Here is a 14,852-nt window from a genome sequence, read left to right on the forward strand (position 1 = left end):
GCGGCGGCCGCCGCGGCCGCTCCGGCGCCGCCCCGGCCGCAGCCGGGCGCCCGGGAGGCCGCCGCCCCCGGCGGCCGCCGCAGGTCCGGCCCCTCCCAGCTGGTGGTGGTCGAGGGCGCGCTGGCCGGCACCACGGTGGCGCTGCAGGGCCAGGTGATCACGCTGGGCCGGGCCCACGACTCCACCATCGTGCTCGATGACGACTACGCCTCCTCGCGTCATGCCAGGATCTACCCCGATCAGACTGGGCAGTGGACCGTGGAGGATCTAGGCTCCACCAACGGCACCTATCTGGAGCGTCAGCGGCTGACACAGCCGACGCCGCTGCAGGTCGGAGTGCCGATCCGTATCGGCAGGACCGTCATCGAACTGCGGAAGTAGTGGCGCATGAGGGACAGCACCCCGTCCATGAGCAGCCGGGAGGGCAGCACGCACGCTGCCGGTTCCGGGCGACAGGCCCTGAGGGGGGCACGCACCGTATGAGCCTCGTGCTGCGATTCGCCGCCGGGTCCCACAAGGGACTGATCCGGGAGGGGAACGAGGACTCCGGGTACGCCGGTCCCCACCTGCTCGCCGTGGCCGACGGCATGGGCGGGGCGGCGGCCGGTGAGGTCGCCTCCTCCGAGGCCCTCAGCTCGATCATCTCGCTCGAGGACGCCGACCCCCAGGCCGACCTGCTGACCCTGCTCAACGACGCGGTGCAGAACGCCAACGAGCGCCTGCGCCAGATGGTCGAGCGCGACCCGCACCTGGAGGGCATGGGCTGCACCCTCACCGCCCTGCTGTGGACCGGCGAGCGGATGGGCCTGGTGCACGTCGGCGACTCGCGGGCCTACCTGCTGCGCGACGGGGCGCTGACCCAGATCACCCAGGACCACACCTGGGTGCAGCGGCTGGTGGACGAGGGCCGGATCACGCCCGAGGAGGCCGAGACCCACCCGCAGCGCTCCCTGCTGATGCGCGCGCTGGACGGGCGCGGCCAGGTCGAGCCGGACCTGTCGATCCGCGAGGTGCGCCCCGGCGACCGCTACCTGATCTGCTCCGACGGCCTGTCCGGTCCGGTCAGCCACCAGACGCTGGAGGAGACGCTCGGGAGCCACTACGCCCCCGAGTCGACCATCCAGGAGCTGATCCAGCTGGCGCTGCGCGGCGGCGGCCCGGACAACATCACCTGCGTCGTGGCCGACGTGCTCGAGGTCGGTCCGAGCGACACCTTCAGCGGCCAGTTCGCCACCGCCCCGGTGGTGGTCGGCGCGGTGGCCGAGGGTCCGCACGGCACCGCCGTGGACAACCAGATCATCGACACCCCGGCCGGGCGCGCCGCCGGCCTGGGCCGCCCCGCGCCGCAGGCCCAGCAGCCGGGCGCCTTCGGTCCGGCGGCCGGCTACGAGCCGGGCGGCGCGACCGGCCCCGGCTTCGGCCCGGCCCAGGGCTACCCGCAGGAGGGCTACGGCGAGGAGTACGGCCAGGCGCCCGGCTACGGGGCCCCGGCGGCCGAACCCGAGCAGGGCGCTCCGGAGGAGCCGCAGCCGCCGGAGCGGCCGCGCAAGCGCCGCTGGTTCCGCCGCTCGGCGATCGGCGTGGTCGCCCTCGGCCTGATCGGCGGCGCCGCCTACGCGGGCTGGTCCTGGACCCAGGGCCAGTACTACCTGGCCGCCAGCGACGGCCGGGTGACGGTGTACCAGGGGATCAACAAGAACGTGGCCGGGGTGGACCTGTCCTCGGTGAAGCAGCAGACCGACGTGCAGACCCGGCTGCTCTCGCTGGACCAGCAGCAGCAGCTGAAGGGCACCATCAAGGTCGGCAGCCTGGGCGACGCCGACCAGCGGGTCAAGGACTTCGCCGCGCAGGCCGCGGTCTGCGCCAAGGTCGGCCAGCCCACCGGCACCGCCCTGCCCGGCACCGCCGGCACGGCCACCAGCGCCGCGTACCGGACCGCCCCGAAGGTCGGCGCCTCCCCCGCGGTGCCCAGCCCGAGCCCGAGCCCCTCGGCGAGCCCGTCCGCCTCCCCGTCCCCGGCGCCCGAGCCGGCCCCGCCGCAGCTGAGCGCGGACGAGCAGCGGCTGGCCGCCAACTGCCCGCCGGCCTCCTGACCGGACGCCGCACACCGGGTCGGTCCTGACGGAACCGACCCGGGCGGCGTGGGCGTGGAGGACAGTGCGGTTGAATGGCTGTCGCCCACAGCACCGCAGGAGGGGACCCGTCTTCGTGAACAAGCCCATCCGACGGGTCTCCGTCTTCTGCCTGGTGCTGGTGCTCGCGCTGCTGCTGCGCGCCAACTGGGTGCAGGTGGTCTCGGCCGACAGCCTGGCCAAGAACCCGAACAACAAGCGCCAGCTCTTCGACCAGTACTCCTACCCGCGCGGCAACATCCTCGCCGGCGGCCAGCCGATCACCCGCTCCGACGCCACCAACGGCTACCAGTACAAGTACAAGCGCGCCTACACCGACGGCGCGATGTACGCCGCGGTGACCGGGTTCACCTCGCAGGCCTACGGCTCGACCGGTCTGGAGAACCTGGAGAACGGGATCCTGACCGGCACCGACGACCGGCTCTTCTTCCGCAACACGATGGACTCGCTGACCGGCAAGCCGCGCCAGGGCGGGGACGTGCTCACCACGATCGACCCCAAGGTGCAGAAGGCCGCCTACGACGCGCTGAACGGCAAGAAGGGCGCCGCGGTCGCCATCGACCCGCGCACCGGGGCGATCCTGGGCCTGGTCAGCACCCCGTCGTACGACCCGAACAGCATCACCGGCTTCACCACCGCCGACCAGAACGCCTGGACCTCGCTCAACGCGGACCAGAACCAGCCGATGCTGGACCGGGCGCTGCGCCAGACCTATCCGCCGGGCTCCACCTTCAAGCTGGTCACCGCCGCGACGGCCTTCGAGACCGGCAAGTACCAGAGCCCGGACGACCAGACCGACACCCCGGACCAGTACGTCCTGCCGGGCACCACCACCGTGCTGCAGAACGACAGCCCGAGCGAGGCCTGCGGCCAGGCCACCCTGAAGTACGCGCTGACCATCTCCTGCAACACCGTCTACGGCAAGCTCGGCGCCGACCTGGGCAAGGAGAAGCTCCAGGCCCAGGCCGAGAAGTTCGGTTTCAACGCCACGGTCGACACCCCGATCCGCTCGGCCAAGAGCGTCTTCCCCACCGACTCCACGCCCGACGGCACCGCGATGGACGCGATCGGCCAGCACAACACCGCCGCGACCCCGCTGCAGATGGCCATGGTCGCGGCCGCGATCGCCGACAACGGCAAGCTGATGCAGCCCTACCTGGTGGACGAGGAGCGCTCGGCCGGCGGCACGGTGATCTCCAAGCACACCGAGAGCCAGCTCTCCCAGGCGGTCAGCCCGGCCACCGCGCAGAAGCTGCAGCAGATGATGGTCGACGTGGTGCAGAACGGCACCGGCCGCAACGCCCGGATCGACGGCGTCGAGGTCGGCGGCAAGACCGGCACCGCGCAGCACGGCACCGACAACAAGGGCCTGCCGTTCGCCTGGTTCGTCAGCTACGCCAAGGTCGCCCAGGACGTCCCGGTCGCGGTGGCGGTGGTGGTCGAGGACGGCTCGGCCAAGAGCGACGAGATCAGCGGCGGTTCCATCGCGGCTCCGATCGCCAAGCTGATCATGCAGGCCGCGATCGGTCACTAGCGGATACTGGCTGCTGGTGGATACCGGTCGGCGGATACCGGTCTGGTCTCAGCTGCCGGGCGTGTCGAGTTGTGCTGGCGGCGACCGGTAGCGTATCCGCAAGCGGCGGGTGTACCCGCGGCTCGGTCCCACCCGCTCCAGGGCGGGCGAGACCGGTCTCACAGAACCACCTGTGGCGTGGGAAGCGTCACTACAGGAACGTGCGGGGACACCTACGTCACATCCTCACCGCTCGGTGAGGGAGAGGGTCGGAACTATGGAAGAGCCTCGTCGCCTCGGCGGCAGGTACGAGCTCGGCGGCGTCCTCGGACGCGGCGGCATGGCCGAGGTCTACCTCGCCCATGACACCCGGCTCGGCCGTTCCGTCGCAGTGAAGACGCTCCGGACCGACATGGCCCGTGACCCGTCGTTCCAGGCCCGCTTCCGGCGCGAGGCGCAGTCCGCCGCCTCGCTGAACCACCCCGCGATCGTCGCCGTGTACGACACCGGCGAGGACTACATCGACGGCATCTCCATCCCTTACATCGTGATGGAGTACGTCGAGGGCTCGACCCTGCGCGAACTGCTGCACTCCGGGCGCCGGCTGCTGCCGGAGCGCGCGCTGGAGATGACCATCGGCATCCTGCAGGCGCTGGAGTACTCGCACCGGGCCGGCATCGTGCACCGCGACATCAAGCCCGCCAACGTGATGCTGACCCGGCAGGGCAACGTCAAGGTGATGGACTTCGGCATCGCGCGCGCCATGGGCGACGCCGGCATGACGATGACCCAGACCTCGGCCGTGATCGGCACCGCCCAGTACCTCTCGCCCGAGCAGGCCAAGGGCGAGACCGTGGACGCCCGCTCCGACCTGTACTCCACCGGCTGCCTGCTGTACGAGCTGCTCACGCTGCGCCCGCCGTTCGTCGGCGACTCCCCGGTCGCGGTGGCCTACCAGCACGTGCGCGAGGAGGCCGCGCCGCCGTCCAGCTACGACCCCGAGGTGCGCCCCGAGGTCGACGCGATCGTGCTGAAGGCGCTGGCCAAGGAGCGCGACTACCGGTACCAGAGCGCCGACGAGATGCGCGACGACATCGAGCGCTTCCTCGACGGCCTACCGGTGGCCGCCGCCCAGCAGGCGGCCGCCTACGGCATGGGCGGCTACGGGTACGACCAGAACGGCTACCCGGCCCAGCACGACCCGTACGGCCAGACCAACCTGCTGCCGCAGGCCGGCGCCGCGCCGACCGCGATGCTGCCGCAGGTGGGCCAGCAGTACGGGCAGAACGGCTACCCGGCCAACGGCTACGACGACACCCAGTCCGGCGGCAACGACGGCTACGACGACGGGCCGCGCTCCTCGCGCCGGCGCGACGACCAGCCGAAGAAGAGCAACACCTCCTGGATCATCCTGGCGGTGGCGGCCGTACTGGTGCTGGTCGGCTCCTTCTTCGTCGCCTCGGCGATGTTCAAGGGCGGCAGCGGCGCCAGCCAGATCGCCGCGCCCACGCTGACCGGGCGCAGCTTCGACGACGCCACCGCGACCGCGCACAACACCGGCGGCAAGCTGACCGTGGCCAAGGGCCAGGCGATCCCCTGCGGCACGGTGGCCAAGGACCTGGTCTGCCAGCAGAACCCGGCGGCCGGCACCAAGATGGCCGACAACGGCACCATCACCGTGCAGCTGTCCAGCGGCCCGGGCCAGAGCCCGGTGCCCGGGGTCACCGGCCAGCCCAGCGCCGCCGCGACCAAGGCGCTGACCGACGCCGGTTTCCAGGTCGGCGCCCCGCAGTACGCCAGCGACGACACGGTGCCGCAGGACTCGGTGATCTCGCAGAACCCGCCGGCCGGCACCAAGGCCGACCCGGGCACCACCGTCACCCTGACCATCTCGCAGGGCCCGAACAAGTCCGGCGTGCCGAACGTGGTCGGCCAGACCGTGGACGTGGCCACCTCCACGCTGACCGACGCCGGGTTCACCGTGGACTCGTCCAAGACGACGCCCACCACCGACCCGACCAAGCCGGCCGGCACCGTGGCCAGCCAGAACCCGCCGGCCAACTCGAAGCAGCCCAAGGGCAGCAAGATCACCCTGACCGTCTACGCCGCCCCGACCAAGGCCCAGATCCCGGACGTGAGCAACCGGACGGTCAAGGACGCCACGGCGGCCCTCAAGGCGGCCGGCTTCACCGCCTGGACGTTCAACGGCCCCAGCGACGACAAGGCCGTGGTGGTCACCACCAACCCCGGTCCCAACCAGCTGGTCGACCCGAACACCAACATCCAGATCACCACCAAGCCCGGCGACACCAAAGGGGCCGGCGGGACCATCGGCTTCCCCCCCATCGGTGGTCAGACACCCTAGGTAGCACCCACCCGTACGACCACGGACCCCGTCACCCGGCGCGCAGCTCGGGCGGCGGGGTCCGTCGTGCGTCCACCGGGTCGACCCGGACCAGCGAGCCCCAGACCGCCATCCGGTACCGGGAGGTCAGCACCGGGGTGCAGGTGGTCAGCGTGATGTACCGGCCGGGCGCGGTGTAGCCGGCCTCGGCCGGGACCGGGGCGACCACGCCCACGTCCTCCTTGGTGGTCTGCGGCAGGGTGGCGTCCACCCGGTAGACGTACCAGCGGTCCCGGGTCTCCACCACCACCGCGTCGCCCTTGGCGACCGCGTCCAGGTCGTGGAACTTGGCGCCGTGGCCGTCCCGGTGCGCGGCCAGCGCGAAGTTGCCCACCGGGTCCCAGGGCATCGCGCTGGCGTACGGCTCCCGGTAGACCCCGGCCACGCCCTGGTTGAGCACGTCCGGGGTGGTGCCGAGCTTGATCAGCACCTGGTAGTCGCGGCCCATCGCCGGCACGTGCAGGAAGCCCAGTCCGTCGGCGCCCAGGTAGGCGGGGGCGGCCTCGCCGCTGTCGGGACCGGTCCAGGTGTGCCGCAGCTGCGCGGCCTGGTGGCCGGACCGGCGATCGGCCAGCACGTCGGTCCACCAGAGCGAGTAGGCCGTGAACAGGCCCACCAGCACCCCGGCGGTGACCAGCGACTCCCCCAGAAAGCCGAGCGCCACCGCCCACGGGGGGCGGTGGCGACGGCCGGACACTGCTCTGCTCACACCGGGCTCCGCCCTGACGAAGGCTCAGGAGCCGGTCAGCGCGGGCGGCTGCCCCTGGCTCCTCGGTCGTTCGTCGACCAGTTTGCCAAAGACGATCAACCGACCGCGGGCACTGAACTCCGGCGTACAGGTGGTCATGGTGATGTAGCGGCCCGGCTGGGTGAACGGCGAGCCCTTCGGGACGGCCTGGAGCACCGTCACGTTGGTCGGCGGGGTCTCCGGGATGCCGCCGGCCACCTCGTAGGTGTAGTAGGTGGTCGCGGTCTCCACCACGATCTTGTCGCCGGGGCCCAGCTCGGCGAGCTTGCGGAAGGGCTGGCCGTGCGTGGTGCGGTGGGCGGCCACCGCGAAGTTGCCGGTCGGGTCGGAGGGCATCGCGGTACCGGTGTAGTGGCCGACCAGGCCGTGGTCCAGCACCTTCTGCTTGTCGGTGCCCTCGGCGATCGGGTAGGTGATCCCGATCTTGGGCACGTGCAGGATGGCGAAGCCCTGGCCCGGCGCGAAGGTGCCGGCCGGCACCGGGGTGGGGCCGCCCGGGGCCGCCGGGGCGGCCCACTGCTGCTCCAGCTGGTTGCGGGTGCCGTTGGCCGAGGCGTCGGCCTGCACGTTGGTCCACCACAGCTGGTACGAGACGAACAGCAGCATCACCATGCCGAGCGTGATGCACAGCTCGCCGATCAGCCGGGCGGCGACCACCCGCTTCGACTCCTTGGGCCGGGCCACCGCCGGGCGCGGGCCGTTGGCCCGGCGCCGGCCGCCGCCGGAGCGCACGGCCATCCGGCCGCCCTGGGCGGCCCGGCGCCGCTCGGCCCGGCCGCCGGCCTGCGGCTCGGCGTCCGGCCCGCCCGGCACGCTGATCGTGCGCAGCTGCAGGGTCTGGTCGGCCAGCCACGGGTACGGGTCGGCCTGCTCGGCCGGCTGCTCGGGCGTGCCGGCGCCGCCCTGGTCGTAGACCCCCCAGCCGTCCGGCTCCTCCGGCCGGAACCAGTCGTCCTGGCGCCCCTCCGGGCGGACCGCGGTCATCTCAACCCCGGCCGATCACCGGGGCGAGCCCGGCGGAACGCGCCACCGCCCCGGCGTCGCCGCACTCCGCCAGCCAGTTGGCCAGCATCCGGTGGCCGCCCTCGGTGAGCACCGACTCGGGGTGGAACTGGACGCCCTCGACGGGCAGCTCGCGGTGCCGCAGGCCCATGATCACGCCGCTGTCGGTCCGGGCGGTGACGTGCAGTTCGGCCGGCACGGTGGCCGGGTCGACCGCGAGCGAGTGGTAGCGGGTGGCGGTCAGCGGCGAGGGCAGGCCGGCGAAGACGCCGCCGTCCTCGTGGGTGACCGGCGAGGTCTTGCCGTGCAGCAGCTCGGGCGCCCGGTCGACCACCGCGCCGTAGGCCACCGCGATGGACTGCAGGCCCAGGCAGACGCCGAACAGCGGCAGGCCGGCGGCCGCGCAGTGCCGGACCATCTCCACGCAGACCCCGGCCTCCTCGGGGGTGCCGGGGCCGGGGGAGAGCAGCACCCCGTCGTACCCCTGGTCGCCCGAGCGCCGGGCGGCCCGCGCCACCGTCAGCTCGTCGTTGCGCACCACCTCGCAGGTGGCGCCCAGCTGGTAGAGGTACTGGACGAGGTTGAAGACGAAGCTGTCGTAGTTGTCGACGACGAGGATCCGCGGGGCGGTGGCGGACGGGGTCATGCGGGCTGTCTCCCGGGGGACGAAGGAGCGGGGCGGTCGGTCGGTGGCGGGCTCAGCCGGTGCCGCCGCCGTTGTCCACAGTGACGTCGCTGAACGGGAGCAGCGGTTCCAGCCACGGGAAGACGTATTGGAACAGCAGGTACACCACCCCGATCACGAGCAGCAGCGAGATGACGGCCCGCACCAGGGTGTTCCCCGGCAGGTGGCGCCAGATCCAGCTGTACATGCTGCTCCCTCGGTGTTCGGCCGTTGCGGCACCAGAGTAGACCGCCGCACCGGCCGGGACGGTTGCTGCGGGCCTTTTCTCACTCCCGGGCCGGGCACCGGGATCCGCTACTGGCCCTGGGCGGCGTGCAGGTCGGTGGTGCCGGTGTAGCCGGGCAGGCTCAGCTCGCCGCTCTCCTGGACCTTCCAGCCCAGGCCGTAGGCCGCGACGTACTCCAGGTAGTTGCGGATCGAGGGGTCGGCGTCCACCGCGGCCTTGAGCTCCGCGGTGCGCCCGACCGCCCGGATCACGTAGGGCGGCGAGTAGACCCGGCCCTGCAGCAGCAGGGTGTTGCCGACGCAGCGGACCGCGCTGGTGGAGATCAGCCGCTGGTCCATCACCTGCACGCCGGCCGCGCCGCCGCGCCACAGCGCGTTGACCACGGCCTGGATGTCCTGCTGGTGGATCACCAGGTCGTTCACACCGGGCTCGGGCACGCCGGGGATCTTGGCGGTGGCACCGGGCGGGGCGTCGTTCAACGTCACGGTCAGCCCCGGGCCCTGCAGCGGGCCCAGGCCGGCCTGGTCGCGCAGTGCGGCCAGCGGGTCGCCGCCGGCGGGGGTGCCGCCCTGCTGCTTGGCCAGCTGGTCAACCTTCTGCTGCAGCTCGGAGAGGTCGTCCTGGGTCTGCCGGTTCTGGTCGCTGCGCTGCTGTATCACGTCGCTCAGGCGCAGCAGCGAGTTGTCCGAGCGCAGGTCGATGCCGCGGGCCGCGTGCGCGCTGACGTAGAAGAGGACTCCGGCCAGGGCGAAGACGGCGCAGGTCAGGGCACGTCCGACAATTCGGGTGGGCCGCCGGCGGGCGGAAGCCGGTTCGGGGTCGCCCGCCGCAGAAATCGTGGAATTCGGCACCGTACCCTTATCTCCTTCCGACCCGGCGAGCCACTACGCTAACGGACGCCGGTGGCATGTGCGGAGTACCCTTCCAGGTCCGTCCCGTACGGAGGACCGGTCCCCACAGCCGCCCGCCCGCTGCCCCCTGCGCGGTCTCACAGCGCATCGACAGGAGAGCCCCTCGTGCCGAAGTCTCGACTCCGCAAGAAGTCCGACTACACCCCGCCCGCCACGGCGACCGCGGTCAAGATCAGTTCGGGTCGCACCTGGGTGGCACCCGTGATGCTGGCCCTGTTCCTGATCGGTCTGGTGTGGATCGTCACCTACTACGTGACCAGCGGCAGCTGGCCGGTGCAGGACTGGGGCAACTGGAACATCCTGGTGGGCTTCGGCTTCATCGCCGCCGGTTTCGGCGTCTCCACCCAGTGGAAGTAGCGGCCGGCCGCTGACCGGTCCACCGCACCGCCCCACCGGAGCACGGGTGGGGCGGTGCGTCGTGCTGTCCGGCACCCGTCTCCGTCCGTCGTACCATCCGCTTGTCCACACAGTTATCCACACTGGGGAAAAGTCCACCCACCCTGTGGATAACTTTTCGGCATCCCGCCCGCCAGAGCCCTTCCGTCCGCACGACAGGGCAGATGGACACGCGTAGACCGAACACGGACGGACGGCCTGTGCACGACCCGCCGCAGACTGTGGACAACCGTACGAAGCCCGCCCGCTCAGCCGGTCAGCCGCGCCGTCTCCACCAGCACCACGGCCACCACCACCGCCAGCATCAGCACCACCGTGCCGGCCTGGACCAGGGTCCGGTTGGCCCGGGGCGCGTGCATCATGCCGATCCCGGTGAACAGGCCGGCCGCCAGGCCGCCGACGTGCGCCCGCCAGTCGATCCCGGGCACCGAGAAGGTGATCACCAGGTTGAAGACGATCAGCGCCACCACCGGCCCCAGCGGCTGCCGGGCCGCCCGGTAGAGCACCGCGGTGGCCCCGAACACCCCGAAGATCGCCCCTGAGGCGCCCAGCGAGTCCACCCCGGCGCCGGACACCAGGTAGACCAGCGCGTTCCCGGCCAACCCGCTGACCAGGTAGAGCGCCAGGTAGCGCAGCCGGCCCAGGGCCCGCTCCAGCACCGGCCCGAGCCACCACAGGGCCAGCATGTTGGAGCCCAGGTGGAGCCAGCCGCCGTGCACGAACATGCCGCTCAGCAGCCGGTACCACTGGTCCGGCCCGGCGGCCACGCCCGCCCGGCTGCCGTCCGGCAGCACCTCGCTGTACATGTCCCAGCTGCCCACGTGGGACGAGTCCCCGATCATCGAGGGGTAGCGGTAGGTGGCGGCCAGGAAGACCGCCACGTTGACCGCGATCAGCGCCTTGGTGACCAGCGCCCCGTCCCCGGTCAACCGGCCGCCGAAGGGCGTGGTGGGCGGCTTGGGGCGGGTGGCGCGGTCGCCGCCGCCCGGCTGGTCCTGGGCCATCGCGCGCCTCTTCTCCTCCGGACGGGGACGGGGGACGCCCAGCGGGCCCCCCGGGACCGTCCAGGCTACTGCCGGTGACCCTCCCCGCACAGCAGGCCGCCGTCTCGCGGACGGCCCAGCCTGCCATGCGAACGGACAAATCGGGATGCATGATCTCGAACCAGGTGGATATGTGCCTAAGGACGCCCCCCAGGAGGAGGATCTCTGTGACCCGCTTGGACACCGCACGCGACACGGCCGGCAAGACCCTGGAGACGCTGGCGCCCTACGCGGTCACCGCCAGGGAGACCGCCGCGCACTACGCGGACGAGGCGCTCCAGCGGCTCGGCCCGACCCTGGAGGCGCTCGGCCCCCGGCTGGAGGCGGCGGCCGGCCAGGCCCGCGCGGGCACCGCGCACGCCGCCCACTCGGCCCGGGTCGGCTACGTGAAGCACCTGGCCCCGCACGTCGAGCAGGCCTTCGCCGCACTGCCGCCGAAGACCCAGCAGAACACCCTGAAGGCCGTGCACCGGGCCCAGGAGGCGGCGCTGGCCGCCAAGCTCTCCGCCGACCAGGCCCGCCAGGTCGCCGTCCCCCGGCTGACCGGCGCGCTGGAGGACGCCCGGGCCGCCGTGGTGCCGGTCGCGCTGGAGGCCCAGACCCGCGGCGCCGCCGCGCTCACCGCACTGCACGGCAACGTCAGCGCGGCCGAGATCGAGAAGCTGGCCGCCCACAACGCCCGCCGCTGCCGCCGCTCCAGGGCGGCCACCGCGCTCGCGTTGGCCGGTGTCCTGGCGGTCGGCAGCGGACTGCTGGTCTGGGCCTGGTGGCGCCGGAACAGCGAGCCGGACTGGCTGGTCGAGCCGCCCCAGGTGCAGACCCCGCCGGACCGGGTCCACCCGGTCAGCCGCGACACCGCCCCCGGCGGCGCCAGCTCCACCACCCCGCTGAACGGCGCCGGCCCGGACCAGGAGGACGACGAACCGCAGTAGCGGCCCGGCCCCGGACGCACGAAGACCCCGGACCTGGACGGTCCGGGGTCTTTCCGCACGTGGAGCTTAGGAGACTCGAACTCCTGACATCTGCCTTGCAAAGGCAGCGCTCTACCAACTGAGCTAAAGCCCCGTGACGGCGCGGCGGGCGCCGTCGGACAACAAGCGTACCGGGTCCGCCGTGCCGGTGTGCGCACCGGCGGCGGGGGACCGCTGGGAGGCCCGGAACGGACCTCCCGTCAGCTTCGGGCCGAGTGGTCAGCGGCCGGCCGGGATCGGGTCGGTCGCCTCGGTCCACAGGTCCTGCTCGGCACGGTCGGCCTGGACCTGACGGTAGACAAAGAAGCCGCCGAGGGCGACCAGGGCGACCAGGAGGAGCTTCTTCACCGCGGGACCTCGTCCTTCTCAGGAGTGGGGAGTTCGCCAGCAAGGGTCCCGGACCGAGTCGGCCGGGGCTGCGAACCCTCGGATGTGCACGTATGAACCGGCGGTCGATCGGCGAAACCGCCCTGCGGCCGATGATACACACCCGTGTCCTCGTCGAGACCGGCCGACGTCGGCCCAACCTGCCGCAGCGGGAACCGCTTTGACGGCCCGCCGCCTGTCCCGCGGACCACCCGGCCGGTCGCCACCCGACCGGCCCAGCGCGGCCGCCGACCCCGCCGACCGGGGCGGAAGACAGAAGCGCCCCGGATGGTGAACCATCCGGGGCGCTCTCGCAGGTGGGCCTAACAGGACTTGAACCTGTGGCCTCTTCCTTATCAGGGAAGCGCTCTAACCGTCTGAGCTATAGGCCCTTGCCGCACTGAAAGATTAGCGGACCGATGGCCGATCTCCCAAATCCATACTCCCGGCGCCGTCCGAGCCGCCGATCGCAAGCCGCAGCTCAGGGGCGCCGGGGCGGTCCGCGCGGCGGGACAGCAGCCACTGCTCGCGGGTCGCGGGCAGCAGGCTGGCGCCGTTCGCGGTGGGGCGGACGGCCAGCACCTGGTTCACCCCGATCCGGTTCTCCTCGAAGGCCAGCGCCGAGGCGGCCATGTACAGCCGCCAGACCCGGGCCCGGCCGCGGCCGACCAGGCGGACCGCCTGCGGCCAGTTCGCCTCCAGGTTGGCCACCCACTCCCGCAGCGTCAGGGCGTAGTGCTCGCGCAGCGCCTCCACGTCCCGCACCTCGAAGCCGGCCTCCTCCAGCCGGGCCACCGTGCTGCCGACCGGCGAGAGCTCGCCGTCCGGGAAGACGTAGCGGGAGATGAAGGGGCTGGTGGTGTGCGGCTCGCCGGGCCGGTCGGGCCGGCGGGCGATCTGGTGGTTGAGCAGCCGCCCGCCCGGGGCCAGCAGGCCGTACAGGCCCTCGGCGTAGACCCGGTACTGCTCGGAGCCGACGTGCTCGGCCATCCCGACGCTGGAGACGGCGTCGTAGGGGCCGTCGGGGATCTCCCGGTAGTCCTGCAGCCGGATCTCCACCCGGTCCGCCAGACCGGCCTGCTCGACCCGCTGCCGGGCCAGCGCGACCTGCTCGGCGGAGATGCTCACGCCGACCGCGGTGACCCCGTAGTTCCGGGCCGCGTGCAGCACCAGCGAGCCCCAGCCGCAGCCGACGTCCAGCAGGCGCATGCCGGGGCGCAGGCCGAGCTTGCGGCAGATCAGGTCGAGCTTGGCCTCCTGGGCGGCCTCCAGGCTGCGGCTGCTCGGCGTCCAGTAGGCGCACGAGTAGACCATCGAGGAGCCGAGCACCAGGCGGTAGAACTCGTTGCCCACGTCGTAGTGGTGGCTGATCGCGGCCCGGTCCCGGGTGCGGCTGTGCAGCCGGCCCTGCTGCCGGGCCTCCTCGGGCGGCAGCACCGGGTTGGGGCCGAGCGCGCCGGCCCGGGCCAGCGCGGAGACCGCCCGGCGCCCGGCCGGGGAGACCAGGTCGCCCGCGCCCAGCTGCCGGCTGCGCACCTCGTCCCGCTCGGCGAAGTGCGCGGCCTCGGTCAGCACCTGGTACAGGTCCTCGCCGGGGCCGAGTTCGAGGTCGCCGGAGACGTAGGCCCGGGCCAGCCCGAGCTCGCCCGGTGCCCAGAGCAGCCGGCGCAGCGCGCGGCGGTTGCGCAGCACCAGCAGCGGGGCGTCCGGCGCCCCGGCGGTACTGCCGTCCCAGGCCTGGAGCCGGAACGGCAGCCTGGAGCCGAGCAGGTCCTCCAACGCGCCGACGAGCCGGGATGCGATCTGAGCCATGGGAACCTCCGCGCAGCCAGTGGGATCCGAACCGGTAGCCGTGCCAGGCCGCTCCAGCCAATCCGCAACCGGGCCGCCCGGGCCCGGCGGCGCGCCGGGACCGGTCCGGCTGTCACTCGAATGACGAAGCGGGCCACCTCGATGGAACAACCGAGGTGGCCCGCTGATGCCGGATTCCGGAGAACTGGTGGGTACTTCCTGATGTCCCGTCAGTGCGGGGGACCGCTCACTCCTCCTCGGCCAGGGTCAGCTCGACCCCGCCGGTGAAGCCCGCGGCCGCGTTGTAGATGAACGCCGCCAGGGTGGAGAGGGCGGTCAGCAGCACCACGTCGACCACGGCGATCAGCGTGGTGAAGGTGAGCACCTTGCCGAAGCCGACGTAGTCCATGATGTCGACCCCGCCGGTGCCGGCGGCGCCGGAGCCGGTGACGTCCTTGAGCGTCTTGCCGATGGAGTCGAAGACGCCGAGCGCGTCCAGCGTGGTCCACAGCACCGCGGCGGCCACGATCATGATGATCCCGACGGCCAGCGAGAGCAGGAAGCTCACCTTCATGACCGACCACGGGTCGGCCCGGGTGACCCGCAGCCGGGCCTTGCGCAGCCGGCCGGCGGCACCCGCCGGGGCGCCCGGGGCCGCCTGGGC

At 72.6% G+C, this 14,852-nt stretch carries 15 protein-coding genes and 2 tRNA genes; 6 read left to right on the top strand and 11 right to left on the bottom strand.

What is annotated here, in order from left to right; translation table 11 throughout:
* From ACFW1A_RS28090 to pknB, 4 genes are all read left to right on the top strand, one after another.
* Positions 1–381, top strand: a 381-nt coding sequence (locus ACFW1A_RS28090; protein ID WP_380413382.1) for an FHA domain-containing protein, incomplete at its 5' end; no start/stop codon positions are given.
* 98 nt (positions 382–479) lie between these two features.
* Positions 480–2,093, top strand: coding sequence for a PP2C family protein-serine/threonine phosphatase (locus tag ACFW1A_RS28095; RefSeq protein ID WP_380413384.1), 1,614 nt, complete (start codon positions 480–482; stop codon positions 2,091–2,093).
* Positions 2,094–2,208: 115 nt separating this feature from the next.
* A complete protein-coding gene (locus ACFW1A_RS28100; protein WP_380413387.1) occupies positions 2,209–3,666 on the top strand; it encodes a peptidoglycan D,D-transpeptidase FtsI family protein in 1,458 nt (485 codons plus the stop codon).
* A 256-nt stretch (positions 3,667–3,922) separates the two neighbouring features.
* Positions 3,923–6,010, top strand: coding sequence for a Stk1 family PASTA domain-containing Ser/Thr kinase (gene pknB, locus ACFW1A_RS28105; protein WP_380413389.1), 2,088 nt, complete (start codon positions 3,923–3,925; stop codon positions 6,008–6,010).
* A gap of 31 nt (positions 6,011–6,041) precedes the next feature.
* Here pknB and ACFW1A_RS28110 read toward each other — a convergent pair whose 3' ends face one another.
* The 5 genes from ACFW1A_RS28110 to ACFW1A_RS28130 form a co-directional block, all read right to left on the bottom strand.
* Positions 6,042–6,758, bottom strand: coding sequence for a class E sortase (locus ACFW1A_RS28110; RefSeq protein WP_380413391.1), 717 nt, complete (start codon positions 6,756–6,758; stop codon positions 6,042–6,044).
* A gap of 24 nt (positions 6,759–6,782) precedes the next feature.
* Positions 6,783–7,781: a class E sortase gene (locus tag ACFW1A_RS28115; RefSeq protein ID WP_380413393.1), complete on the bottom strand. Its 999-nt coding sequence runs from the start codon at positions 7,779–7,781 to the stop codon at positions 6,783–6,785.
* Position 7,782: 1 nt separating this feature from the next.
* Positions 7,783–8,445, bottom strand: coding sequence for an aminodeoxychorismate/anthranilate synthase component II (locus ACFW1A_RS28120; RefSeq protein WP_380413395.1), 663 nt, complete (start codon positions 8,443–8,445; stop codon positions 7,783–7,785).
* Positions 8,446–8,497: 52 nt separating this feature from the next.
* Positions 8,498–8,671 (bottom strand): hypothetical protein, encoded by a 174-nt coding sequence (locus tag ACFW1A_RS28125; protein WP_380413397.1) that lies wholly within the window; start codon positions 8,669–8,671, stop codon positions 8,498–8,500.
* Between the two features lie 107 nt (positions 8,672–8,778).
* Positions 8,779–9,561, bottom strand: a complete 783-nt coding sequence (locus tag ACFW1A_RS28130; RefSeq protein ID WP_380413399.1) for a DUF881 domain-containing protein — start codon at positions 9,559–9,561, stop codon at positions 8,779–8,781.
* A gap of 165 nt (positions 9,562–9,726) precedes the next feature.
* On the opposite strand from ACFW1A_RS28130, the gene crgA reads away from it, so the two are divergent.
* Positions 9,727–9,978, top strand: coding sequence for a cell division protein CrgA (crgA, locus tag ACFW1A_RS28135; protein WP_380413401.1), 252 nt, complete (start codon positions 9,727–9,729; stop codon positions 9,976–9,978).
* Between the two features lie 287 nt (positions 9,979–10,265).
* Here the strand turns inward: crgA and ACFW1A_RS28140 are convergent, their stop codons facing one another.
* Positions 10,266–11,021, bottom strand: a complete 756-nt coding sequence (locus tag ACFW1A_RS28140) for a rhomboid family intramembrane serine protease (RefSeq protein WP_380413403.1) — start codon at positions 11,019–11,021, stop codon at positions 10,266–10,268.
* Between the two features lie 206 nt (positions 11,022–11,227).
* On the opposite strand from ACFW1A_RS28140, the gene ACFW1A_RS28145 reads away from it, so the two are divergent.
* Positions 11,228–11,992, top strand: coding sequence for a DUF5324 family protein (locus ACFW1A_RS28145; protein WP_380413405.1), 765 nt, complete (start codon positions 11,228–11,230; stop codon positions 11,990–11,992).
* 60 nt (positions 11,993–12,052) lie between these two features.
* Here the strand turns inward: ACFW1A_RS28145 and ACFW1A_RS28150 are convergent.
* The 5 genes from ACFW1A_RS28150 to ACFW1A_RS28170 all read right to left on the bottom strand — a co-directional run.
* Positions 12,053–12,125, bottom strand: a tRNA-Ala gene (locus tag ACFW1A_RS28150).
* Positions 12,126–12,250: 125 nt separating this feature from the next.
* A complete protein-coding gene (locus ACFW1A_RS28155; RefSeq protein ID WP_211786189.1) occupies positions 12,251–12,379 on the bottom strand; it encodes a DLW-39 family protein in 129 nt (42 codons plus the stop codon).
* 336 nt (positions 12,380–12,715) lie between these two features.
* Positions 12,716–12,789 (bottom strand) — tRNA-Ile (locus ACFW1A_RS28160).
* Positions 12,790–12,805: 16 nt separating this feature from the next.
* A complete protein-coding gene (locus tag ACFW1A_RS28165) occupies positions 12,806–14,209 on the bottom strand; it encodes a class I SAM-dependent methyltransferase (protein WP_380413408.1) in 1,404 nt (467 codons plus the stop codon).
* Between the two features lie 226 nt (positions 14,210–14,435).
* The coding region (locus tag ACFW1A_RS28170) for a DUF3566 domain-containing protein (protein WP_380413410.1) at positions 14,436–14,852 on the bottom strand (417 nt) is incomplete at its 5' end.

Origin of the sequence: Kitasatospora sp. NPDC058965 (assembly GCF_042741245.1) — a bacterium.
GTDB lineage: Bacteria > Actinomycetota > Actinomycetes > Streptomycetales > Streptomycetaceae > Kitasatospora.

Bases quoted from the DNA above. Each gene is read 5' to 3' on its own strand.
- ACFW1A_RS28115 (WP_380413393.1), bottom strand. From the start codon at position 7,781: ATGACCGCGGTCCGCCCGGAGGGGCGCCAGGACGACTGGTTCCGGCCG.
- ACFW1A_RS28140 (WP_380413403.1), bottom strand. From the start codon at position 11,021: ATGGCCCAGGACCAGCCGGGCGGCGGCGACCGCGCCACCCGCCCCAAG.
- ACFW1A_RS28095 (WP_380413384.1), top strand. From the start codon at position 480: ATGAGCCTCGTGCTGCGATTCGCCGCCGGGTCCCACAAGGGACTGATC.
- ACFW1A_RS28120 (WP_380413395.1), bottom strand. From the start codon at position 8,445: ATGACCCCGTCCGCCACCGCCCCGCGGATCCTCGTCGTCGACAACTAC.
- ACFW1A_RS28165 (WP_380413408.1), bottom strand. From the start codon at position 14,209: ATGGCTCAGATCGCATCCCGGCTCGTCGGCGCGTTGGAGGACCTGCTC.
- pknB (WP_380413389.1), top strand. From the start codon at position 3,923: ATGGAAGAGCCTCGTCGCCTCGGCGGCAGGTACGAGCTCGGCGGCGTC.
- ACFW1A_RS28125 (WP_380413397.1), bottom strand. From the start codon at position 8,671: ATGTACAGCTGGATCTGGCGCCACCTGCCGGGGAACACCCTGGTGCGG.